The organism is Proteus sp. NMG38-2 (assembly GCF_020640995.1).
GTDB lineage: Bacteria > Pseudomonadota > Gammaproteobacteria > Enterobacterales > Enterobacteriaceae > Proteus.
Window position 1 is genome coordinate 2155317 of sequence record NZ_CP085481.1, and the last position, 24471, is coordinate 2179787.

A 24471-nucleotide genomic window follows, 5' to 3' on the forward strand; every position below is an offset into this window, starting at 1 on the left:
CGGAGATAATTTAATTAATAAAAAACCTATCCCCTTCTATATTTAATAATAGAAGAGAATAGGTTAAATTATCGATTAATATTTAAAATTTATTAGGCCATAGCCGAAATGGTTTTTCTAAAACGTAATAAGGCTAATGAGAAAAATACCGACCCAATAACAATTAAGACAATAAATTGAGGCCACACAATAGAGAAATCAGCACCACGATATAAAATGGCCTGAGCTATACTCACGAAGTGTGTTGTTGGCATTGTTTGCATTACATCTTGTACAAACTGAGGCATACTTTCTCGTGATGTCATACCACCAGATAGCATATTTAGTGGTAGTAAAACCATAATCATCAATAAACCAAATTGTGGCATTGAACGCGCCATTGTACCTAAGAAAATACCAATAGAAGTTGTCGCAAATAAGCTTAAAGCAACACCACACATAAACAGTAAAACCGAGCCTTCAATAGGTACATTAAGCAAGGTTTTTACCACTAAGACTAACGACATTACCGATGCCAATAGTACAACCAAACCCATTGACCATATCTTAGAAAGCATGATTTCAAACGGAGTTACAGGCATAACCAGTAAATGTTCAATGGTTCCGTGCTCTCGCTCCCTTATTAATGCAGCTCCTGTTAATACTATTGATAACATAGTGATATTATTGATAATTGCCATCACAGAGCCAAACCAAGATTGTGTTAGGTTAGGGTTAAAGCTCATTCTTACTTCTAAATCAACAGGTAATGGGTCATTGGTTCTGTTTTTGGCTAAAAAGGTTTTCGCCTCTCCCATTACAATATTTTGTATATAACTATTACCTAAAAAAGCTTGGCTCATTCGTGTTGCATCGATATTAACTTGTATTTCCGGTTTACGACCCGCTAAAAGATCGCGCTGAAAATTAGGTGGAATATCTAATGCAAACGTATAAGCGCCTCTGTCTAACAAACCATCTATTTGCTCAGGAGTGATATCAGCAGGTGGCAAAAAATAAGGCATATAAAAACTATTTACAATACGTGCAGATAATTGTGATTTATCCTGATCAGCAACCGCAATCGGTGCATGGTGTAATGAACCCGGTGTTACCGTTGCAGATGAGTAAATCGATACGGTAAAAGCAAACACAATTAATGCCAGCATGGCCTTATCACGTGAGAGGCTTCGTAGCTCTTTTATACCTAAGTTAAATACATTTTGCATTGTGTGCCACATTTAAGCCTCCTGCTTTTTCAAGAAAAAGACACTTAGCCCAATTACAATAGGGATAGTAATAAGCAAAGGAATAAAAGACCAAGGCAAATCAAAAAGGTTTAATCCTTTAGAAAAAGTCCCTCTTGCGATAGTTAAGAAATGAGAAGTCGGATAAACATGCCCTATCCATTTACCAATGCCTTCTAATGATGAAACAGGGTCAATCATTCCTGAAAATTGTGTTGCTGGAATTAAGGTAATAATTGAAGTACCAAAAATAGCGGCAATCTGACTTTTCATGAAACAAGAGATTAATAACCCCATCCCTGTTGCGATCGTAATATAGAGCAATGCCCCTAAAGAGAGCGTAAGCATACTGCCTTTAAAACTGACGCCAAATACAAAGACTGAAAGCGCACAGAGCATAAAAAAGTTAAACATTCCCAATAAGATATAAGGAAATTGTTTACCTAATAAAAACTCAGCCTTGGTAACAGGTGTAACATAAAGATTAATAATAGAACCCAGCTCTTTTTCACGTACCACACTCAATGCACTTAACATTGCAGGGATCATCATTAATAAAAGTGGGATAACAGCCGGTACAATAGCAGGTAAGCTTTTTACATCAGGATTATAACGATAACGTGTTTCGATATTAATTGGTGATAATTTATCAACCACGTTTGTTGGTTGACGCATTGCCATATCAAGCATCCATGTTAAGTGCATTGCCTGAATATAACCACGTACTGTTTCAGCTCGATTTGGCATCGCACCATCTATCCAAACGCCTATTTTTACAGTATTTCCCTTTGCAACATCACGGGCAAAGTTAGGCGGAATTTCAATTGCAACGGTGATATCGCCACTACGTAGCCGACGTTCAAGTTGGTCATAATCAGTGATTGGTGCTTTTTCAATAAAATAACGAGAACCTGACAGATTTTGGCTATATGCTTGACTTAAACCCGTTTGGTCTCTATCCATTATACCAAAGCGTAAGTTTTCAACGTCCATGCTAATTCCATATCCCATAATAAACATGAGAATAACCGTTCCTAATAACGCCAGTGTTAGACGCACAGGATCACGACGCAACTCCATTCCTTCACGAATACTATAGCTAAATAAACGTCGTAGACTAAATCGTTGTTTTAAGGCTTTTTCTGCACTTTCATCGCTAGATGCGGGAAGTTGTAGTGTTTTTTCATTAAGTTCAGGGTTTTCCTGTTCACCCGATGCCTTCTTAAGATAATCAATAAAGACTTCTTCAAGGGTATCAAATTGACTATTTTTGACTAAATTACTCGGAGTATCAGTGACTAAAACTTTACCCGCATGCATAAGTGACATTCGGTCACAGCGTGCGGCTTCATTCATGAAATGGGTTGAAATAAAAATAGTGACACCGTCACGTCTTGATAAGTCAACCATCAAGTTCCAGAACATATCTCGAGCAATAGGGTCAACCCCTGAGGTTGGTTCATCCAGTATCAACATCTCAGGTTTATGAATAACTGCGACTGCAAGGGATAAACGTTGGCGAATACCTAATGGCAAACCATCAGGAAGGACATCTTCAACATCGGTTAAATTAAAACGCTCACTCATCGCCTTAACTTGTAGAGGAATTTCTTCTTCAGGAATATGGAAAAGTTTGGCATGTAATTCTAGATTTTGTCGTACCGTTAATTCACTATAAAGTGAAAAGGCTTGCGACATATACCCCACTCGACGACGAGTTTCGATATCTTTAGGGTCAACTTCTTGACCAAATAACCAAGCTCGCCCCTCACTAGCCTCTAATAATCCCGTCAGCATTTTCATTGTGGTTGATTTACCACAACCATTTGATCCCAAAAATCCAAAAATTTCGCCTTTAGGAATACGAAAGCTCACATGATCAACCGCAACAAATTGACCAAAACGCATGGTTAGATCTTTAGCTTCAATGGCAATCACATCATCGTCGCTTTTATCTCTAGGAGGAATAATTACTTTTTGATGATTCTTTTTCTTTTCTTCAGGTAACAACTCAATAAAAGCGGCTTCTAATTCATCCGTATGAGTTTGTGCTTTTAATTCATTGGCATGACCTGTTGCTAAAACTTTTCCGGCATCCATAGCAACCAGCCAATCAAAGCGCTCAGCCTCTTCCATGTAAGCAGTCGCAACTAACACGCTCATGTTTGTTTGGCGTTTACGGATACGATTAATTAACTCCCAAAATTGAGCACGAGATAAAGGGTCAACCCCTGTTGTCGGTTCATCTAGAATAAGTAATTCAGGATCATGAATTAATGCACAACATAAACCCAGTTTCTGTTTCATCCCACCAGAAAGTTTACCTGCTGGTCTGTCACGAAACGGCGCTAAACCCGTACTTTCAAGTAAGTCGTTTATACGCTCTGCTCGTTCTTGTTTTGATTGACCAAATAGACGGCCAAAAAAATCAACGTTTTCAAAAACAGAAAGTGTGTGATAAAGGTTTTTACCTAATCCTTGTGGCATATAAGCAATACGAGGACAAACAGCCCTTCGATGTTCAACATCATTCATATCACCATTTAAAACAATGACTTGCCCTGTTTGAATCTCTCTAGCTCCTGAGATAAGAGAAATTAAACTCGATTTACCTACACCGTCAGGGCCTATTAGGCCGACCATTTTTCCTGCTGGAATAGTCAATGTCACATCATCAAGTGCTTTGGTATCGCCATAATGTTGGGATACATGAGTCAATTCAATGATATGAGAATGACTTTGCGTTCTCATTGTTTGACTCATTGTGGTAATTTCACCTCTAAATCAGTTGGCCAAGATTGATTGTTATCTAATCGAATATAAGCACGACCTGGTAATCCGGTTTTTACATATTCAAGATGTTTTTCAAGTAACTCAGGTGAAATTCTCGCTCTTACACGAAACATCAATTTCAGTCTTTCATTATCCGTTTCAACTGTTTTAGGCGTAAATTGAGCAACACTAGCGACATAAGTCGTTTTTGCAGGAATAACAATATGAGGGGCTGCATCTAAAATAATATGAACGTCACTACCTAAAGCTGCTTGACCTGCCGCTTCAGTTGGTAAAAAGAAGGTCATATAAACATCACTTAAATCAACCATATTTAACACACGACCGCCAGCGCCTAAAACTTCGCCTGGCTCAGCAACACGATATTGAACACGACCATTACGAGGGGCTTTTAAAATACTGTCATCTAATTCAGCCATGATGCGTCTTTCGGTTGCTGTTGCGGCATCTACTTTTGTATTTGCTTGAATAATGCCCGCTTTTGCAGATTCAATAGCAGCTACGGTTGCCGTTTCTTGCGCTTTGGCAGCTTCAACGGCGGCTCTAGCCCCTTCAGTTCTGGCGATATCATCATCTAATTGTTGAATAGAAATAGCATTGGTTTTTACTAATGCGCGAGAACGATTGAGCCTTTTTTGTGCTGCATCCAGTTCAGCAATACGTTGACGAACCACCGCTTGGGCAGCAAGTTGTTCACTGTTACGTTGTGATAATGCAGATTGAGCAGTAACAACACTGCTTTTTGCTTGATTTAATTGTGCTTGAACTTCATGAAGTTGTTCTTTAAGTGTACGAGTATCCATATTGGCTAAAACTTCACCCGCTTTAACAAAATCACCTTCTTGCACTAAAATAGAGTCTATTCTTCCTGGACTTTTTGTTGATATATCAATTTCGGTTGCTTCTATTCTCCCATTACTTTGAGCAAATCCAGAAGGAAGTGTCGGTGCTTGGGATTTCCACCAAAAAACACCGGCAGCAATTATCGCGATAAGAATAATACCGTAAACAAAAAAACGACTCTTTTTTTGATTTTTCATATAAATTATTTAACCTTCCTTTAGCCATAAAATAATACCCAAAATGTGTTTATCTGCTGTATGTCAGAAAATAGTTAAATAGTAAAAACTGATTAATTTTTTATTTTATCTATATTTAAAAATAGTTCATTTGTATTAATAAAGCTAACTCATACCTAATAAAAAAATAAAATGTTAAAAGCTAACCTTATGAATTATAAATATTATGTTACTATAATAGAGCCTTAACTCAAATTAATGTAGTGCTTTTATCACAGAATCCATTATCCCTTTTTGATTATTCGAAGAAGCACACAAATTGTATATAAAAAACACCTTTTTATTACATTCAAATACAAACGAAATAATAACAATTTGTTATCAATCGCTTATCAATATTAAAACGATACTTGTCTTTTTATTTTCTTTTATAAAATAACTAATTATTAGTTAACTGTAATGTAACCATCTATAGCAACAGATTGAATTTATTGCATAAATTAATTGAAGCCTATTTTTAAATACTTATTTTAAATACCTAGAAATAATCAGTAAAAATAGCATTATTAATTTTAAATTGAATATATTATTACTTACTTAACATATTTCTTCTGATATAAAAACAACCTCTAAAAAATGTAACCACTTGAATATGTTATAAAATAAATCGTAAAGTAAAATCACCCTATGACAGAGATCGATAAATCAGAAATAAATTCAAGTGTTCAGACCACTTATGTCTTAAACTTTTTATATAGTGATTATTGCAGTTAGTTATTATAGCTAACTTACGTAATTAATTAGAACTTAGGAATAAAGCGGTAAGAAAACATATGAAAATATCAAATTAATTTTAATCTAAAATAAGAAGGGTTATATGAATAATATAAAATATAAACTCGCCACAATGACACTTTGCACTCTATTTGCTACCTCTGTTTATGCTAATACCCAATCCCCTATTCGCCTTGTTATTCATGGTGGTGCAGGCACAATTACTAAAGACACTATCACCCCTGAGCAAGAAAAAGAATATAAAGAAAAACTGACTGAAGCATTAAACGCAGGATATGCTGTTTTGAATAGCGGAGGCACTAGTATAGAAGCGGTTCAAAAATCAATTAACGTAATGGAAGATTCGCCTCTCTTTAATGCAGGAAAAGGCGCCGTTTTTACCCATGATGGACGTAATGAACTTGATGCTTCTATTATGGATGGAAAAACACGCAATGCCGGTGCTGTTGCTGGAGTCACTACAGTTAAAAATCCTATCAATGCAGCTATTGCAGTAATGGAAAAAAGCCCTCATGTTTTAATGGTATCAAATGGCGCAGATGTTTTTGCTAAAGAACAAGGGCTGACAATTGTAGACCCTTCTTATTTCCGTACCGAAAATCGCTGGCAACAACTCCAAAAAGCGATAGAAAAAGAACAAGTCGTTTTAGATCATGATGGAAAAACAGCTGCACTTTTTGTTGATCCGATGATGTACGATTATAAATATGGCACAGTAGGTGCAGTTGCTCTGGATCAACATGGTAATTTAGCAGCTGGAACTTCAACTGGCGGAATGACTAATAAACGCTATGGCCGAGTAGGCGACTCCCCTATTATTGGCGCAGGTAACTATGCCGATAATGAAACAGTTGCTGTATCTGCAACGGGTTCTGGTGAAATGTTTATCCGTACATTAACCGCCTTTAATATTGCCGCCCAAGTTAAATATCAAAATCTACCTTTAGAAATAGCGGCACAAAATGCACTTGATGAAGTCAAAGCTATTAATGGAAGTGGTGGTGTTATCGTATTAGATAAGTCAGGCAACTATACGATGAGTTTTAATTCTGAAGGTATGTACCGTGGCACAATCGGTAATGATGGAAAACCTGTTGTTGCTATTTATAAAGAGTAAATTTAAATAGTCATTTTTCTATTTCGTACCCAATTTCTTCCTTATTTTTAAACAGAGAAAAATGAAGATCTTGGGTACGAAACCTTAGCTCGTCTCCTATTATTCGTCTTATTCCCTACATTTTTTCTGAAAGAAATCTATTCTTAATTTTAGAGACAATTCAACTCGATTACTATTTACACTAACTATGTTCAATTAACATTCCAATTGATGATAAAACAAACAAGATCCATTCTACTTATTAAAATGATCCTTTGAAAAAGTAGCTTTTTTCTTTTTTGGATCTGTTAGAATATTCATCATGGTTATATTGATTTAATAAGGAAATCACAGTGGAATTTCACCACGACGATCAGGAATTAACACCTGAAACATCGCTAGTTTTGTCTGAAAAACAAGCATTATTGGATCTGAATGCAACATTCACCTCACCCGCTCATACTAATCCTGCAATGGCATATTTAATGAGTTTGGGTTCAAAACGTAGTCGTCAAACAATGGGATCGTTTTTAACTATTGTTGCTAAGATGATTGGTTTTTCTTCTCTCAAAAATTGCCAGTGGGGAGCACTTCGCCGGCATCATATTCAAGCCATTATTGATATGTTATCTGATGCCAATAAAGCCCCCGCCACTATCAATACTTATCTTGCTGCTTTAAAAGGTGTCGCTTTAGAAGCTTGGGCAATGAAACAAATGGATACTGAAAGTTATCAGCATATCCGCCAAGTTAAATCGGTAAGAGGAAGTCGACTCCCTAAAGGTCGAGCTCTAACGAGTAGTGAAATTCGTGCTTTATTTAAAAGTTGTGAAAAAGACAATTCATCGAAAGGTTTAAGAGATGCCGCAATATTAAGTGTGTTATTAGGTTGCGGGTTACGCCGTTCAGAAATAGTCGCTATTAATTACGAGCATATTCAATTTCGTGATCAAGCTTTTCTTGTCAGAGGTAAAGGTAATAAAGAAAGAATGTCTTATATGCCCGATGATACTTGGGATCGCGTTCAATTATGGATTGATGAAATAAGAGGTACTCAAGATGGCCCTCTTTTCACTCGAATTCGTCGTTTTGACGATGTAACAACTGAACGAATTACAGACCAAGCTATTTACTATATTTTAGAAACTCGTCAGCAAGAAAGTGGTATTGATAAATTTGCTCCTCATGATCTTCGAAGAACTTTTGCTTCCGCAATGCTTGATAATGGAGAAGATATTGTGACTGTAAAAGATGCAATGGGTCATGCCAGTATTATGACAACTCAGCGTTATGACAGACGTGGGGATGATCGACTAAGAAAAGCAGCACGCCATTTACGTTTTTAAATTTTATTTTTGAATAATTCACTTTTGATAAAATCAAATAAAAATCCCAAACTATTGAATTAATTATAATTTGGGATTTATTATTACTTACAATTTATCTGAAAGGTGGTTCATTAAATGTTCTCAATTTTCGAGAGTGCAAATTATTTTCTTCTTGTTTAAGTAACTCGATAGCTTGTATACCAATTTGCAAATGTTCTGACACAGCGCCCTCATAGAAATGATTCGCCTGACCAGGTAATTTAATTTCACCATGTAATGGTTTATCAGATACACATAATAATGTGCCGTAAGGAACTCGAAAACGATAGCCTTGTGCTGCGATTGTTGCACTTTCCATATCAACAGCAACCGCACGACTTAAATTAAATCGCCTTGCTGATACCGAAAAACGTAATTCCCAATTGCGATCATCCGTTGTAACAACGGTTCCTGTTCTTAATCTTTGTTTTATTTCATGCCCTGGTTTTCCACTGACTGCTTTAGTGGCGTCATAAAGTGCACGTTGTACTTCTGCAATATTTGGGATTGGAATATCAGGCGGTAAAACATCATCTAAAATATGGTCATCACGCAAATAAGCATGGGCTAAAACATAATCGCCAAGTTGTTGGCTTTCACGTAATCCGCCACAATGACCAATCATTAACCAAACATGAGGCCGTAAAACCGCCAAGTGGTCACAAATTGTTTTTGCATTTGAAGGGCCAACACCAATATTAACTAATGTTATTCCGGGGCCTTCTTTAGCAATTAAATGATAGGCAGGCATTTGATATTTCTTCCAAGTTAAATCTGATATTAACTTTTCAGGATCAACAGTATCTGCTGTAATTTGTTGAAACCCAGCACAGGAAAGCGCGCAATATGGACTATCTTTATCCGCAACTTGATCACATGCCCAACGAACGAATTCATCAACATAACGATTATAATTCGTATATAAAATATAGGGTTGAATATCTTCAGGCAATGTACCAGTGTAATGCTTTAAACGTGCCAGTGAGAAATCAGTACGTAAAGCATCAAAATGAGAAAGTGGCAATATTTCCCTATCACAAATTAAGCCATCGGTAATTTCATCACCAATTTTAGATAGATCAGTTGTTGGAAAGTATTTTGCTAAAGAGGCACTCATTTTTCTATCAAAACCAATACCAGTTCCATCAATGACAAAAGGATAAGGGATCTCTTGTTTTGAGGCACTGACTTCAAAAGTTGCATAGTAGGCATCAGCAATAAGTTGCAATTGTTCTGATAAATAGTTTTCAAATAAAGCGGGATTAGTAATAGTGGTAGAATAAGTTCCTGAGCGAGATAAACGCCCATAAGCTCTCGTTTTATCTTCTGTTTTTATTTCTCCAGACCACTGCACTGTTAATTGAGGATAAGCAAATAATCCTTCAGCTCTTTGTTTTATATCAGGTAATGTTCCATTTTGTGCATAATCAACAATTGCATTACGTAATGCATCAACGGCATTTTGATATTGTTCTTTTAGTTTGGTAATAATTGCTTGGATTTCAAGGTGATGAGGTTGTGACATAAAAAGAGCCTCTTACTTATTATTGATTTATAACCATAATAGCAAGAAGCTTTGTTTAGCCCAATAGTCAATACTTCAAGATTGCGTATTCATATTCACTTTTGTTATCAAGAACAAGTGTTTTATTTTTAATATCATAGTCAAAAATTAATTTAGTGTTATCTTCTAACGTAATATTCCTTCCAACTAATAATAACTCTGAAATATTAGAGTTAACAATACCCATAATATTCATATATTTATCTAATGAAAAAGGCTTTCCTATAAGTTCTTTACTAACGAGGTTGACTAAGTTACAGTGTTGCTCATTAACATACGGTAACTCTGTATTTATTAAATTCTTTATATTTTCTATATTATTATTACTTTTATCTTGTAATGATTTTTTATTTTCTATTTTAATTTTTATTGTGTTTTTACTATTATCTTTTATAATATCTATTACCGTTTCTGCTGAATAAGGAACATTAATTAATCCCGCAAGTGTATCTTGTTTCATCAAAAATGATTTAAATTCAAGAAGTCCTTTTTGATATAATAAGGAATAAATTAGTTCCTTATCATTTTCATCCAAATCTGTAAATTCATTTTTTAATTTTTTAAATTCTAACTCTTTGAATGTTTTTTCGTCTAATTCTTGTGGTTTATTTCTTAGATCAGCAACGGAAATACTATTAATTTTCAATGACATCCTTGATAGGTCATTAAGTAGTTCAGCCTCAATTTTATCTAATAATCTTTTACCTTCTTTATTTGCTTTTTTTCTTTCATCTTCAATTAGTGCCTTTAATTCACTAGGAAACTTCTTGAAATCAAAATTAGCTTTTTTATATAATCTGTTTGTTAATATGAAATTTCTATCAAATTTATTTTCATTTACAACCTTAATTTTATTATTTATTAAATTGATAATAACTTCTTTTTTAATATCATCGATTTTATTAATGTTATTCTTGTTTTTTTCATCCCAGATTGCTATAGCATCAAATATAAACTCATCAAAATCATTTTCTTTTAATGCTATTATTATATCTGTTATTGATTTCAAATCATTGTCAATATCATTTATATTATATGAGAAGCTTATTTCTTCACTGTCAGGATTTTTATCCAATTTAATAGAACAAGTTATTTCATCATCGTTTTTTTCAATCAAAAAATTTTTTTTATATTCATTACCAGTAGTAAGGTTTTCTAATTTACAAAATCCAAGTATTTTATCTAACTTAGATGTTTCATCATTAAAAAAAGTATTTTTAATTAATGGGATAACCGTGCTTTCTTGTCCAAAGCCAAACCAATTTTTTATTTTTTCCCATATAGTTCTTGCATCTAGTGGATTGGATGCATCTTGTATTTGCTTTGCATTTACAGGACTTATTGAATAATCAGCAATTTTTATTGGCATTATATTCTCCTAATATCTAATATTATGAAATAAAAATATCAGGATAAAGATTTTATGATATAAAAAAACAATCTAGTTATTTATGATATTTTGATAATGAAACCTTTCTATATTGCTAAAAAACTTAAAATAATAGGTAATGTCATTACTGCAAGTATCGTCTGAGATGTAATGATCCCTGCCATTAATTCAGAGTCGCCCCTTAACTGTCGGGTTAAAATATAAGAAGTTGGCGCTGTTGGAATAGAAAAGAAAATAACTAAAAGCATCATAACTAATGAAGATAAACCTAAGAAATAAGCAACGCTATACGCGATTACCGGTACTATAAGCAATCGGGTAACTGTGTTAATACCAATCATTTTGCTTTCTGCTTTTAGTGTTGATAGATGCAATGCTGCACCAATACAAATAAGTCCTAAAGGTAAACTCGTTGCTGCTAACAATTTCAAGAATTGATCGCTACCAAAAGGAAGCCCAATTCCTGACAGATTTATTATGATGCCAATAACACAAGAGATAATTAAAGGGTTTTTTATGATAGGTAATATCAATTGACGCAAAGTCACATTTTGCCCTGCAGTTAAGCAAAGCACTGAAGTTACGTTGGATAGAGGAACTAGTGTTGCTAATATCAAAGCCGCTATTCCCAAGCCTTCAACACCAAATAAATCAGCAACAATAGCTAAACCTAAATAAGTGTTAAATCGAATATTACCTTGAACAATTGCACCAAAGCGACCCGCAGACCACCCTGTTATTTTTTTCAAAATAACACACAAAATAGTGACAATAATAACTACAGAAAAAATAGCCCCAGCAAGGTGGGGTAATTGAGGATCAGATAAAGGAGCATTCGCCAAACTATTAATCAATAGGGCAGGAAAAAGTAGAAAATAGTTAAGTTTTTCAGCTCCTACCCAAAATGCGGGCTCAAACGTTTTATTTCTTCTTAAAATTGCACCTAGCGCAATTAACGCGAATAATGGCCATAACGTTAATAACACATTTTGCATAATATTTATCCTAGAGATGTCGTGATACTTTACAATATCGTAACATCAGGGCGATTGCTATTTTATGTTGTTAATACAATAACCAACTCAAAATATGATAAAAATATAGCAATATCGCATTTTCAGAATAGCATTTTTTATTTTTAGATCATTCAGTACAAATTTTCTTTTTATGTGCATAAATTCCCGAAGCTAATCTAAATCAATGTACATTCGATAACAATGTAGATTTGCTTTTGCTAAACTTGAATAATAATCTCGCTCTTCTAATGCTTTAAAGCCCTGTTTTAAATAAAATATTACTGCGTTAGGTGTTGCATCCAAAAATAATTTTTTTTGCCCCCTCTTTATTGCTTCATGTTTCAACTGTTTTAAAATAAGTCCTGCAAATCCTTTCCCCATATATTCTGGTAATGTAAAAATTGCTTCAGCAAAACCTGTTTTGACATCTAAAAAACCAGAAGCTACTGGAATGTTATACTCTTTATAATCAATTACATAAAATGGATTATCTATAATAGCTTGTCGATATCCATCAGGCATTTCATCGGGAGTCCATGCAGCTAAAATAGCTTTTGGATAAACATTCTCACAACCAAATCGCAAAGCTTGATTTCGTAAATACCACAATCTTTTTGCTTCCTGTGGTTCAGCAAGTCTAAGTTGAATCATACTCATTTCCATCTTATTCATTAGAATTAAAAGCCTCGAATCAGTAAAAAACTACTATTCTAATAGTGCATTTTAAATTTTTTAGTGTTACTTTTTTTTAGAGCATGATATGTTTTGGCAGAAGGATAATGTAAGGAAATCTTATGCCTAATTCAATATTACCTTCCCCAATAAAAAAAACCTCCTCTTTTGTTGCTGGTTCTGAACTTCCTTTTTATTATCAATTCATATCCACTTCAATTAGAGAAATCTATTTTTCAAAAGTTTCACTTATTTACCATAATAGATCTCAATCCGAAAATACACATCCAAAGCTAATTCTTTGTAGTCATCGGAACAGTGCTTTTGATGGTTACATTGCATTGAAGGCATTTCCTAAAGCTCAGGCTTTAGCATCAATACAATTATTAAATAGTTGCATAATGAAGACTTTTTTTACGGGCATTCCCGTAGTTAGAAAAAAGGATAGACAACGTTTAGGCATAAATACAAATATATTTTCAAGCCCTTCAGAAGCAGCAATTGCGCATATAAAAGCAGGCGGAGATCTCCTTTTATTTCCAGAAGGCAGTAGTGAGTGGGGTTTCCAGCCTTTACCTTATCAACGAGGAGCTGCAAGAATTATTAGAACATTAATCAGTGAGGGAGTAGATTTTGATATTATCCCTATGGGATTATTTTATATCGCACCTGATAAATTCAGTTCAAAAGTTGAAGTTTATATTGGAGATAATATATGTATAACCTCGAAAAAAGATAATTTATCAATCAGGGAATGGGAACAAAATATTCATAAAGAAGTATCTAATGCATTAAATAAAATTTCTGTTAATTGTCCAGATGTTGATATTTTTGAAAAAGCCTCATCCTATGCTTTTAATAAAAATAAAGAAGGATACTCTTATGCTGAATCCTTTATTGATTATCAAAATAATTTATCTCAAGCAGATAATAGCAATAAAACTATAGAAAAAACCTCTCAATCTTCTATTCTAATTTGGCGTTATATTTCATTTTTATTTATGTATATTTTATTCCCAATATTACTTTCATCATTTATCGCATCTCATTTTGCTGATGCACGTAATACCGTTAGCTTCTTCAAAATATTAGGTGGCGCTATTGCCTCAGCAATTTGGCTTCCGATCTTAGTCATGCTCCTATTCTTTTCACCTCTATTTATTGGTATAAGCTTAGTCAGTGCATCATTCGGCTTCATATTGATAAGGAAGAAAGGCGCCCAAATATGTTAACGACTAAAGCTAGGATGCTTTTTAACCATCTATTTTCCGTGCAACTCTTTATTATCTGGGGACTTGGTACTTATGGTAGTTGGTTAATTCATGCTACAGAGATGCTAACACCTATTTTCTTAGGTTTGTTTTTATGGATTTTATTGGTTTTTGTCGGATATAAAAATCAACATTCAACATATCATTCGCGATTTTATTGGTTAGGTTTGTTACAACTGATTGTATGCTGGACCATTTTTCCCTTATTTAAGTCAATTCGCTATGGATTATACCAATGGAGTTTTGATGATATTTTATATACTTTGGATAAGTTCTTGTGGTTTGGAAAAAGTTTACCCGAATGGTCTATTTTTTTACAATCAGGATGGCTAAGTGAATTTCTTTCTTTTTGCTATTTTAGTTTCTATTTTCTAATTATTGGTAGTGCCCTGTTCTTCTTTTTTAGCCGGAATAACGTGCTAACTAAAAACTATTTTTTCGGTTTAATGCTGATGTATTTTTTTGGATTTATTGGTTACTTTACTATTCCAGCCGCAGGTCCTTACTCTGCATTTCCTTCTGATTTTAACTATCCCGTTTACTCTGGCGCTATGACACTATTTCTGACTGATCTCGTTGATAAAGGCATTACAGGAATGGATGTTTTTCCTTCATTGCATACTGGGATAACGCTTTATATTGTTGGTTTTTTCTATTTATCAGGTTATCAAAAAACGGCTTATTGTTTATTTCCTATCCTAATAGGGCTGATTTTGGCAACTGTATATTTACATTACCATTATGGCATTGATGTTATTGTCGGTGCTTTACTTGCATCATTGGTGCTTTACATCACTTGTAAAAATAATAAGGTCGAATATGGAACTCATTTATAAAATTAACGAGCCTATTGCTTCTGAAGTATCTATTAGTGGGGGTAAAGGTGCGAGTTTAGCAAAAACAATTCAGTCACTGCCTGTTCCTGATGGTTTAATCCTCTCTTGTCAAGCTTATCAGTTATTTATCACGCCCTTACTGCCTGAAATTAATCACTTATTATCAGAAAAAAAGCAAGAAATTGAAGTCGTTAGTAAAAACATTCGCCATTTAATTTTACAAGCATCCATGCCAGAGAGCTTAATTCATTCTTTAAATTCGAAATTAAACGAGCTCCAATTAAATAACACTGCTTTAGCGGTGAGATCTTCTGGAACATTAGAAGATATGCCTGGAGCCGCTTTTGCGGGGCAACATGATACTGTATTAGGTGTTAAAACTTTGCCTAATTTACTGGATGCTATTCGCCAATGTTATGCATCTTTATGGCACACGCACGTTATGCTCTATCGCCAACATTTAAATTTACCCCATACTCAAGCATCAATGGCGGTCGTGCTACAAAGAATGATTAACGTCCAAGAGAATGAAGCTGCGGGTGTGGCTTTTTCTGTTGATCCAGTTCAAGGCTCTCTTTCTACTGTATTAATTAATGCCGCATTTGGATTAGGTGAAACTGTTGTTGCTGGTGAAGATCCTGTCGATGAATTTCTAATTAATAGAGAGAGTTTCTCATTAAAACAAGAAACGATTGCTCAAAAAATAAATGCCATTGTTATGGTTGATAATGGTACTAAAATCTTACCTCTTAAATCTGCTCAACAATCCATGTCCTCGCTGACAGCAGAACAGTGTAAACAAGTAGCTGAACTTGCTATCTCAGCGGAAAAATATTTTGATTTCCCACAAGATATAGAATGGGCATTTCATGATGGAAAATTATGGCTTTTGCAATCACGCAATGTGACACAAATTGCCCCAATTTGGACAAGAGAAGAATCAGCAGAAAGATTCCCTAATCCTATCACGCCATTAACATGGGATATGTGTGAAGCGGGTTTTCATTCATCATTAAACTTTAGCCTTAATCTTATGAGGCTTCCTTCATTTAATGGTAAATGGTTCGGTATGCAAGATTATTATATTTACGGCAACCAAAATGCAGTTTCCTTGTATAGTAATCGTCTCCCTACATCGATGATGAATGATTTACCTACCCTGTTAAAATCGTTGCCTGAAATTGCACAAAAATTCAGTTGGGTACAGGAATTACCTATTACTTGGATGCGTGATTTAGATAAATATTTAATCTCTATTGGTGCATTGATGAATGAACCATTGCAGGATAAAAGTTTGCCTCAGCTATGGGATTATGTGCAAAGAATTAATAAATTAGGCGCTGATTACTTTTTACCTAACATTGCCATATCCTTGACTCAGCGCTCACTCTATTCTGCATTGATGGCATTGCTAAAACTTTTCTTCAAAGAAGAAAAATATGCACATACCGCATTCGATAATTTAATTGCGATGTCTGAAACTAAAACGGGGCAAGTGAACGCTGAACTTTGGGCTCTCTCTCGTTATGTTCGACAGCACCCTCAACTTCTCAAACTTATAACATCCATTGTTCCTGAAAGTATTATGCAAGAAATTGAGGTATGTGATCCTCATTTTCACCAGCAATTTTCCTTATTTTTAGCAAATCACGGTCATCGAGAATTAGACTTTGATGCGTATCATCCAACTTGGCTAGATGCCCCCCATATTGTGTTGACTCAAATTAAGGCAATGGCTGATTTAGCTGATGATAAACAAGTAGATGATCCATTAGGTAAAAAAATTCTACAATCAGAAACTGAATTTTCAATTGTTTCTGATGCTCCTGAAGAGTTACGTTTTTTCTTACAAGAGATTATTCGATTAGCTCGAGTTTATACTGCACTTGATGACTTAGAACATTATCAAACAACACGACTAGCTTTACCTATGCGTCGCGGATTAAAAGCATTAGGAGAGCGATTGGTTATTCGTAGTGTTTTAGATTGCCCAATGGACATTTATTTTGCTAATGAACAACCTTTAGCTAATGCAATTCTTGCAGATGATCCTACTGAGTGGAATCAGTTACGTCATCATATATACCAAAACAAAACTGGATATCTAAAAGCAAAATCAGTTACCCCACAATGGATTTATGGCGAAGATGGCGGTGATGAACTGAATACAAATGAGCACCAATTAAAAGGGTTGGCTGGAAGTGCAGGCATTGTTGAAGGTGAAGTTTATCTTGTTCATGGCCCTGAAAATTTTGCCGAATTTCCACAAAATGCCATTTTAGTTGCAAGAACAACCAATCCAGCTTGGACTGCACTTTTTTATCGAGCTTCCGGCATAATTACAGAAAGTGGTGGACCATTATCTCATGGTGCTGTTACTGCTAGAGAATTGGGATTACCTGCCATTATGGGCGTTCGTAATATATTGAATATTTTAAAAAATGGGCAAAGAGTAAAAGTTGATGGGCAAAAAGGAGTCATTGAGATTTTATCCTAACTTTTTGATAAACCATGAGCCATATGCCTTGATCAGAAAAAGCATCTTTTTAGATGCTTTTTCTCGTTTCACACAACACATTTTTTAATTAGTTATTTTCTTTTTCTTCTGGCGTTTTATTAATGTCGATATTAACTTTATAAGCAGAAGGTGCAAGCAAAGCAACCAATCCACCTATTAGTAAAACAACAAAAAGCACAATTAACATGGTTGGCGCATTAAAGAGCAAATATGGCATTAATAATATAGGACTGATAGTAAAAACAAGTGAAATAATGACTGGATAACTTATACCAATATCTCTCACTCGTTGTGATAAAATCAGAGTAAATATGTAGATTTGTATTATTAAAAGTACAATTTCGATTAAACCATATGGCGTAAAAGAAAATTGATAATAAAAGGCACTTTCAATTATTGAATCTGCGCTTTCAGGATAAAGTAATATATACCAGCGATATATTAAGTTTTCGACAATAGCAAATAAAATTGACCAAGCAATTTCTAAACCTAAAAAAGAGAGCCTTCCACGTCTTTGTTGTTTCCATTGATAAGCAAGTTTAGCTTGCATCATAAATCCCTTCATTTTTTAAAAAGTAACCTTCTTATCATAATATACTTAATGTCTTTTTCCAAAAAAATGTTATTGTAGTTAGTGTCAGCACAAAAATACCTTTAATATTTAATAATTAGTGCAATAATACGTTATATTATCTTTTATAATAATTAAATATGTGAGGAGTTATTATGCAGCCTATTCAGACAACCCGTTTTGCCCTTCTTCACTAAGAAAATTATTACTTAACAAGAAGGGCTTAAAAATGAATTATAAAAAAATCGATTTAGAACAATGGCATAGAAAAGAACACTTTTTACATTATCGTCATAACTTGCAATGTGGTTTTAGTTTGACAACTAAGTTAGATATTACGGCCTTAAGGGATATATTAACTAAAAATAATCTTAAGTTTTACCCTGTAATGATCTATTTGATTGCAAAAACGGTAAATTATTATCCTGAATCTAGAATGGCAATAAAGAATGATGAATTGGTTATTTGGGATTATATCAATCCTGCATATACGATTTTTCATCCAGAAACGGAAACTTTTTCAGAGTTATGGAGTAAATATGTTGAAGATTGGTGTTCTTTTTTAAAAGAATATAAGCAAGATTATCAAAAGTATAAAGATAATCTGAATCTATCTGCAAAACCTAATTTACCTGAAAATCATTTCTGTATTTCGATGATCCCGTGGGTAAGTTTTGATGGATTTAATTTAAATGTTGCTAATGTAAAAGATTATTTTCCTCCTATTTTTACTATGGGAAAATATATTCAACAAAATGACAAATTTTTATTACCAATATCCATTCAAGTACATCACGCTACTTGTGATGGTTTTCATATAGCAAGGATGATTAATAAACTTCAAGAGTTATGTGATGAGTTTTCAGTTTAACCATATTGACTTTTAGATAAAAAACTCGTCCTTTTATCAATTAAATAAAAGAGCGAGTTATTAAAAATCTGTTCAAATATAAATTAAATTATTATCGAACTTGTTTATTGATCCATTTTATTTCTTCATTAGTGAATCGAATATTGCTTTCTTTATTTGTATCAGTATCTTGTAAAATTTTATCTTTAATTAATTTACTGACTGGAACAATAATATTAAAGTGATCACCATTTTTAATACTATATATTTTTAATGGAATATCATGCACCATTGCAACGGCACGTAGCTCATTAAACTCATTCCAAAAATAGTCTCGTCCTTCAAAATAAAAAGTTGGTGTTTTTATTGATTTAATATAACGATATACAGATCGAACATTAAATTCCTCTTCCTTATTTCTATCAAAAGGTAACTCAACTATCATATCCCCTTCAGCTCTTAATTTAAGATCAGGTATTCCACCTAAAGAGAAAACAGCTCTAAATTTATCACTATATTCACTCGCTAATAATGCACGTGTTCCTCCAGTGCTATGTCCAACGACATAGATACGTTTAGCGTCAATGTAAGGCAATGATGCTAAATATTCTCTCGCTGATTCAAGATCTTCCAATTCGCCATAGAACATTTCATAACGACCAGGATTGGTATTTTCACCTCGAAAAGATGGGATCATCAGTACCATATTGGGATCTCGGAAAATAGCACCTGTTTGGTCATTATCAGCCGGTTTAGGTTGCCAAAAATAGTCATCACCCCCTATTCCACCGTAGCCTCCATTTAGCCAGATCACAGCAGGTAATTTCATTTTTTTGTTTGCTGGAGGTGGTGTTAAATAGGCATACATATCACCGGGTTTGGCTGGGTATTTAATAACATTAAATATTTTTGGTGGCGCTTCCCAAGGTGGATCAATATTATCAAAACTGTCATTTATAATTTCGGTTTTAAAACGCTGATGTGCTTCAAATAAAGTTTCATCACGAATTTCGATATCTGCATTAACAGAAAAAGAGCTAATACTTACCAAAGAAAAAAGAATTGCAGGAACAATTTGTTTAAAATTCATCATTTTTATATTCATATCAATCAACTTCCCTATAGATTATTTAAGTCGTGAGATAATAGCATAGGTTGTTTGAGGTTTATGAATAGAGATTTTTCGATAAATTAAAAATTCAAGGTAGAAAAAAAGCATCTCAATTGAGATGCTTTTATAATGTAAAAGAGTTAATTTTTAAACCTAGCTTACTTATTTTGCACTCGTGCGAATTAAGTAATCAAATGCGCTAAGTGAGGCTTTAGCACCTTCACCAGCAGCAATAATAATTTGCTTATAAGGTACTGTAGTACAGTCACCAGCGGCAAAAACACCTTTAATATTGGTTTCGCCACGAGCATCAACAACAATTTCGCCCATTTTATTGCGCTCAACTGTACCTTCTAACCACTGTGTATTAGGTAATAAGCCGATTTGAACGAAAATACCTGCTAGCGCAATATCGTGCATAGAATCATTGGTGCGATCTTTATATTTTAGACCGGTTAATTTAGTACCATCACCATACACTTCTGTAGTTTGAGCATTTAAGATAATCTCTACATTGTTTAAGCTACGCAGTTTTTTCTGTAATACAGCATCGGCCCTCATTTCTGGCGCAAATTCTAATACTGTGACATGTTCAACTAAGCCTGCTAAGTCAATTGCCGCTTCAACACCTGAGTTACCACCACCAATGACAGCGACTCTTTTGCCTTTAAACAGTGGGCCATCACAGTGTGGACAATAAGTTACACCGCGAGTACGGTACTCATTTTCACCGGGAACATTCATATTTCTCCAGCGAGCACCTGTTGCAATAATTAAGCTACGGGTTTTTAAAATTGCACCTGATGCTGTTTCAATTTGGTGTAATTCCCCTTCTGATGCCCCCGGAATTAAACGACTGACTGTTTGGCTATCAATCACATCCACTTGGTAATCATCAACGTGAGCTTTTAAAGCACCCGCAAGTTTTGCACCTTCTGTTTTTGGTACAGAGATATAGTTTTCAATATCAACAGTATCAAGAACTTGACCACCAAAGCGTTCACCAATAAGACCCGTGTTTAAACCTTTACGTGCTGAATAAACAGCCGCTGATGCACCTGCAGGGCCACTACCAACAATCAATACATCAAATGCATCTTTTTGGTTTAATAATTCCGCAGTACGTTTTTCTGCATTGCTGTCTACTTTGTTAACGATTTCAGCTAAAGTCATGCGACCTTGACCAAACTCGTTACCATTTAAGAATACAGCAGGAACGCCCATAATATTACGTTCCTGAATTTCATTTTGGAACATGCCTCCATCGATCGCTGTATGTGTGACCTTCGGATTTAAAATCGCCATTAAGTTTAATGCCTGAACAACATCTGGGCAGTTATGACAAGAGAGCGAATAATAGGTTTCGAAATGAAACTCACCGTCTAACTGACGAATTTGTTCAAGTAATTCTTGTGCTTCTTTTGATGGGTGACCACCAGTTTGCAGTAATGCTAAAACTAATGAAGTAAATTCATGGCCTAATGGCGAACCTGCAAAATGAACACCAGTTTCTTTTCCTGGGTTAGTAATAAGAAAAGATGGTTTACGCACATCAGCGTTATTATCTTCACGATAAGTGACTTTATCGGATAATGGTTCGATTTCTTTTAATAGCGCTTGAATATCAGCTGAATGTTTACTGTCATCTAATGTTGCTACTAACTCAACTGGCTGAGTTAATCGTTCTAAATAAGCTTTCAATTGAGCTTTTAAATTATTATCTAACATTTTTGCACCCTCAATAAAATCGGGTGCCGAAACACCCGATAAATAACTTTTTTAGTGGCTTAATTCTTATTTAGATTTTGCCAACTAAATCCAGTGATGGAGCTAAAGTTGCATCACCTTCTTTCCATTTTGCTGGGCAAACTTCGCCTGGGTGGCTAGCTACATACTGAGCAGCTTTAACTTTACGCAGCAGGTCTGATGCATCACGGCCAATACCTTCAGCTGTGATTTCAATTGCTTGGATGATACCTTGTGGGTCAACAACGAAAGTACCACGGTCTGCAAGACCTTCGTTTTCACGCATATTTTCGAAGTTACGAGTTAATGCGCCAGTTGGGTCGCCAATCATACCATATTTGATTTTACCGATAGTTTCTGAGCTGCTGTGCCATGCTTTATGGGTAAAATGTGTATCGGTAGAAACTGAATAGATTTCTACGCCCATTTTTTGGAACTCAGCATAATGATCCGCTAAGTCACCTAATTCGGTTGGGCACACAAAAGTGAAGTCTGCAGGGTAAAAGAAGAAAACGCTCCATTTGCCTTCGACGTCCTTTTCAGTCACTTCTACGAATTGACCGTCTTTAAATGCCATGTTTTTGAATGGTTTGATTGGGGTATTAATTAAAGACATTGTATTTCCTCCTGTTTGGTATGGGAACTAATGTACCTATTCCACTTGAGAATAGCTAATACATTCCTGCTATCAGTTCAATAGGTTTTACCTAATGAGTTGAAGAAATTGATAGAGATAGGTTAACGAAATGTAGCTATTAATGCAATTAAACAACAATGCAGCATGCCTTACTTACTATCAACAACTCTCTCTATTTAACATCCTTGCCTTAAATGGCGATATACTTATAACATTATGAATTATAAAAATAATAATTCAACCTACAACAGATTAGTTTAATATTATTGTGCTAATTTAGCAGGTTTAAGGATAGTATAAGTACACTCAAATGCTGCCTTTTGAATACGATAAATATCTTGGTCATCCGTTGTGGATTGAACAACCGCATCACCCGGTTGAAAGCGTTGCAATTCTCCCCATGGAGCTTCCATTGCAAATGCAGGTGTAGATCCCGGTACAATAAAATAATTCATTTCGATCCCTTTTGGGATAAAAGGTTGATAATCATTAGGATAAGACACTAAATTAATTTCATTTTTCTCTGCCGTATTGTAACGTTGAGCAAATTTAGCTTTTCTTACCAATATTTCTTCATTACCTGTCTCTGGACAGATATTTTGTACGACCCAATCTCCCCCTTTTGCAGGTTCAGAGACAGTTTCAACACCTTCACCTTTAATAATGGTTGTGATGATTTCACCTTCTTTAGCCGGCCTTGCCAATACAGGCTTGGTTTTAATAGCAACACCAGTGATCCCTGCTTGCTGAGCTTGAGTAAAATAAGCTACTCGCTCTTTTTGTGGTAATTGTGATAGGTCATCTGCAAATACGAAGGAAGGAATTAAGGCCAAACCTATTAATAGTGTTTTTATTCTATTTTGCTTATAGGTCTTATTATTTGAATAACTGTTTTGTGTATAGAAAGACATTGAATTGTTTCCTGCTTAATATTAATCGTATTTAAATACGTTATTTTATGTCTGTATTTGTTAAACAGATTATGGCAGGAAATAAAACTATGGCACGAGTAAAATCAGTTATCTAGCTGAGAAAAGATCAAAAAATCGAGAGATCTCACAACTTAAAAAAGAGAACATGTAATTAAGAGAAAAAAGCTTCAAACCATTAAATAGAGCATTAAAATATCTTTCTTTGAATTTATTGAACTAAAAGGAATTACTTATGCAAATAATTTACCCTGATGATTATTCTAAAATTGGCAAACCCGATGAGGCCTTTGAGCAAGAATATCGTTGTGCCAAAGCACTCAACATCCATTGCTTGTTACTCTCATCAGAAGATGTCGCGTTGGGTAAATATAAGTTTTCACATCCACTTGAATCAGAACATTCCGTTATTTGGCGAGGATGGATGTTAAATAAAAATGAGTATCAACAGTTATACCATGCTGTGGATGTTCATGGCGGAAAAATGCTTGAAACACCTGAAGATTATATTCGTAACCATCATATAACTGGTTGGTATGAATATTGTAAAGAGTTCACACCAGAAACTGTTATTGTTAATGCAGAAACAGATTTTGAAAAGTTAACTAAGCAGCTTCAATGGCCAGCTTACTTTGTGAAAGATTATGTAAAATCGCTAACGACAACGAGAGGCTCTATCGCTAAAAATGCAGATGAGATTAGGGAAATATTAAAACTGATTACACAATTTAGGGGAAATATTGAAGGTGGCGTCAGCCTTCGCCGAGTTGAAGAATTTATTAATAATAGTGAGCGTAGATATTTTGTTTTAAATCAGAAAATATTTTCTGCGGATAATGAAATTCCTGAACTTGTAAGAAAAGTAGCGAAACAGATAAACACGCCATTTTATTCCATAGATGTAGTCAGGAATGCTGCTGGAGAGTTACGCTTAGTTGAGATTGGTGATGGGCAAGTTTCGGATATTAAAGAGTGGCAGGTTGAAAAACTGGTCAAAACCTTTCTTTTATCCGGTATTTGAGGTTTTACATATTTACCATTTTACATACTTATCGCTATATATA

General features: G+C 34.6%; 19 protein-coding genes. 7 read left to right on the forward strand and 12 right to left on the reverse strand.

Features of this window, described 5'->3' with window-relative positions:
- Window positions 1-92: 92 nt before the first annotated feature.
- Genes LG402_RS10325 through LG402_RS10335 form a run of 3 tightly spaced genes read right to left on the reverse strand, consistent with a single transcriptional unit; the run spans window position 93 to window position 5059 of the window.
- Entirely contained in the window at window positions 93-1220 is a 1128-nt protein-coding gene (locus LG402_RS10325; protein ID WP_166541168.1) for an ABC transporter permease, read from the reverse strand.
- The gene (gene rbbA / locus LG402_RS10330) at window positions 1221-3977 is read right to left on the reverse strand and encodes a ribosome-associated ATPase/putative transporter RbbA (RefSeq protein ID WP_227336957.1); all 2757 of its coding nucleotides are present in this window, start codon (window positions 3975-3977) and stop codon (window positions 1221-1223) included. It abuts the gene before it with no gap.
- A gap of 8 nt (window positions 3978-3985) precedes the next feature.
- The gene (locus LG402_RS10335; protein WP_166541166.1) at window positions 3986-5059 is read right to left on the reverse strand and encodes an HlyD family secretion protein; all 1074 of its coding nucleotides are present in this window, start codon (window positions 5057-5059) and stop codon (window positions 3986-3988) included.
- A gap of 856 nt (window positions 5060-5915) precedes the next feature.
- On the opposite strand from LG402_RS10335, the gene LG402_RS10340 reads away from it, so the two are divergent.
- Window positions 5916-6950, forward strand: coding sequence for an isoaspartyl peptidase/L-asparaginase family protein (locus tag LG402_RS10340; protein ID WP_227336912.1), 1035 nt, complete (start codon window positions 5916-5918; stop codon window positions 6948-6950).
- A gap of 332 nt (window positions 6951-7282) precedes the next feature.
- A complete protein-coding gene (locus LG402_RS10345; protein ID WP_166541164.1) occupies window positions 7283-8275 on the forward strand; it encodes a tyrosine-type recombinase/integrase in 993 nt (330 codons plus the stop codon).
- 94 nt (window positions 8276-8369) lie between these two features.
- Here LG402_RS10345 and LG402_RS10350 read toward each other — a convergent pair whose 3' ends face one another.
- From LG402_RS10350 to LG402_RS10365, 4 genes are all read right to left on the reverse strand, one after another.
- Window positions 8370-9821, reverse strand: coding sequence for an AMP nucleosidase (locus LG402_RS10350; protein WP_227336913.1), 1452 nt, complete (start codon window positions 9819-9821; stop codon window positions 8370-8372).
- 67 nt (window positions 9822-9888) lie between these two features.
- A complete protein-coding gene (locus LG402_RS10355) occupies window positions 9889-11229 on the reverse strand; it encodes a hypothetical protein (RefSeq protein WP_227336914.1) in 1341 nt (446 codons plus the stop codon).
- A gap of 107 nt (window positions 11230-11336) precedes the next feature.
- Window positions 11337-12245, reverse strand: a complete 909-nt coding sequence (locus LG402_RS10360) for an AEC family transporter (RefSeq protein ID WP_166541161.1) — start codon at window positions 12243-12245, stop codon at window positions 11337-11339.
- 192 nt (window positions 12246-12437) lie between these two features.
- Complete coding sequence (locus LG402_RS10365) at window positions 12438-12923, reverse strand: GNAT family N-acetyltransferase (RefSeq protein WP_166541432.1); 486 nt, start codon at window positions 12921-12923, stop codon at window positions 12438-12440.
- 137 nt (window positions 12924-13060) lie between these two features.
- On the opposite strand from LG402_RS10365, the gene LG402_RS10370 reads away from it, so the two are divergent.
- Genes LG402_RS10370 through LG402_RS10380 form a run of 3 tightly spaced genes read left to right on the forward strand, consistent with a single transcriptional unit; the run spans window position 13061 to window position 17542 of the window.
- A complete protein-coding gene (locus LG402_RS10370) occupies window positions 13061-14170 on the forward strand; it encodes a glycerol acyltransferase (RefSeq protein ID WP_166541160.1) in 1110 nt (369 codons plus the stop codon).
- Entirely contained in the window at window positions 14164-15045 is an 882-nt protein-coding gene (locus LG402_RS10375) for a phosphatase PAP2 family protein (RefSeq protein WP_166541159.1), read from the forward strand. The genes LG402_RS10370 and LG402_RS10375 overlap by 7 nt, the downstream gene beginning before the upstream one ends.
- Entirely contained in the window at window positions 15029-17542 is a 2514-nt protein-coding gene (locus LG402_RS10380) for a PEP/pyruvate-binding domain-containing protein (protein ID WP_227336915.1), read from the forward strand. The genes LG402_RS10375 and LG402_RS10380 overlap by 17 nt, the downstream gene beginning before the upstream one ends.
- Window positions 17543-17630: 88 nt before the next feature.
- Here the strand turns inward: LG402_RS10380 and LG402_RS10385 are convergent, their stop codons facing one another.
- Window positions 17631-18113 carry a hypothetical protein gene (locus LG402_RS10385; protein WP_227336916.1) on the reverse strand — a complete coding sequence of 161 codons (483 nt, stop codon included), beginning with the start codon at window positions 18111-18113 and terminating at the stop codon, window positions 17631-17633.
- A gap of 250 nt (window positions 18114-18363) precedes the next feature.
- On the opposite strand from LG402_RS10385, the gene catA reads away from it, so the two are divergent.
- Entirely contained in the window at window positions 18364-19005 is a 642-nt protein-coding gene (gene catA, locus LG402_RS10390) for a type A chloramphenicol O-acetyltransferase (RefSeq protein ID WP_227336917.1), read from the forward strand.
- Window positions 19006-19096: 91 nt separating this feature from the next.
- Here the strand turns inward: catA and LG402_RS10395 are convergent, their stop codons facing one another.
- The 4 genes from LG402_RS10395 to LG402_RS10410 form a co-directional block, all read right to left on the reverse strand.
- On the reverse strand, window positions 19097-20089 hold the full coding sequence (locus tag LG402_RS10395) for an alpha/beta hydrolase family protein (protein ID WP_227336918.1): 993 nt from the start codon (window positions 20087-20089) through the stop codon (window positions 19097-19099).
- A 168-nt stretch (window positions 20090-20257) separates the two neighbouring features.
- Window positions 20258-21823 (reverse strand): alkyl hydroperoxide reductase subunit F, encoded by a 1566-nt coding sequence (gene ahpF, locus LG402_RS10400; protein ID WP_227336919.1) that lies wholly within the window; start codon window positions 21821-21823, stop codon window positions 20258-20260.
- 70 nt (window positions 21824-21893) lie between these two features.
- Window positions 21894-22457, reverse strand: a complete 564-nt coding sequence (gene ahpC, locus LG402_RS10405) for an alkyl hydroperoxide reductase subunit C (protein ID WP_006536680.1) — start codon at window positions 22455-22457, stop codon at window positions 21894-21896.
- 284 nt (window positions 22458-22741) lie between these two features.
- Window positions 22742-23389: a hypothetical protein gene (locus tag LG402_RS10410; RefSeq protein ID WP_109408139.1), complete on the reverse strand. Its 648-nt coding sequence runs from the start codon at window positions 23387-23389 to the stop codon at window positions 22742-22744.
- Between the two features lie 253 nt (window positions 23390-23642).
- Here LG402_RS10410 and LG402_RS10415 point away from each other — a divergent pair, with 253 nt between their 5' ends.
- Window positions 23643-24428: an ATP-grasp domain-containing protein gene (locus LG402_RS10415; RefSeq protein WP_227336920.1), complete on the forward strand. Its 786-nt coding sequence runs from the start codon at window positions 23643-23645 to the stop codon at window positions 24426-24428.
- Window positions 24429-24471: the final 43 nt, after the last annotated feature.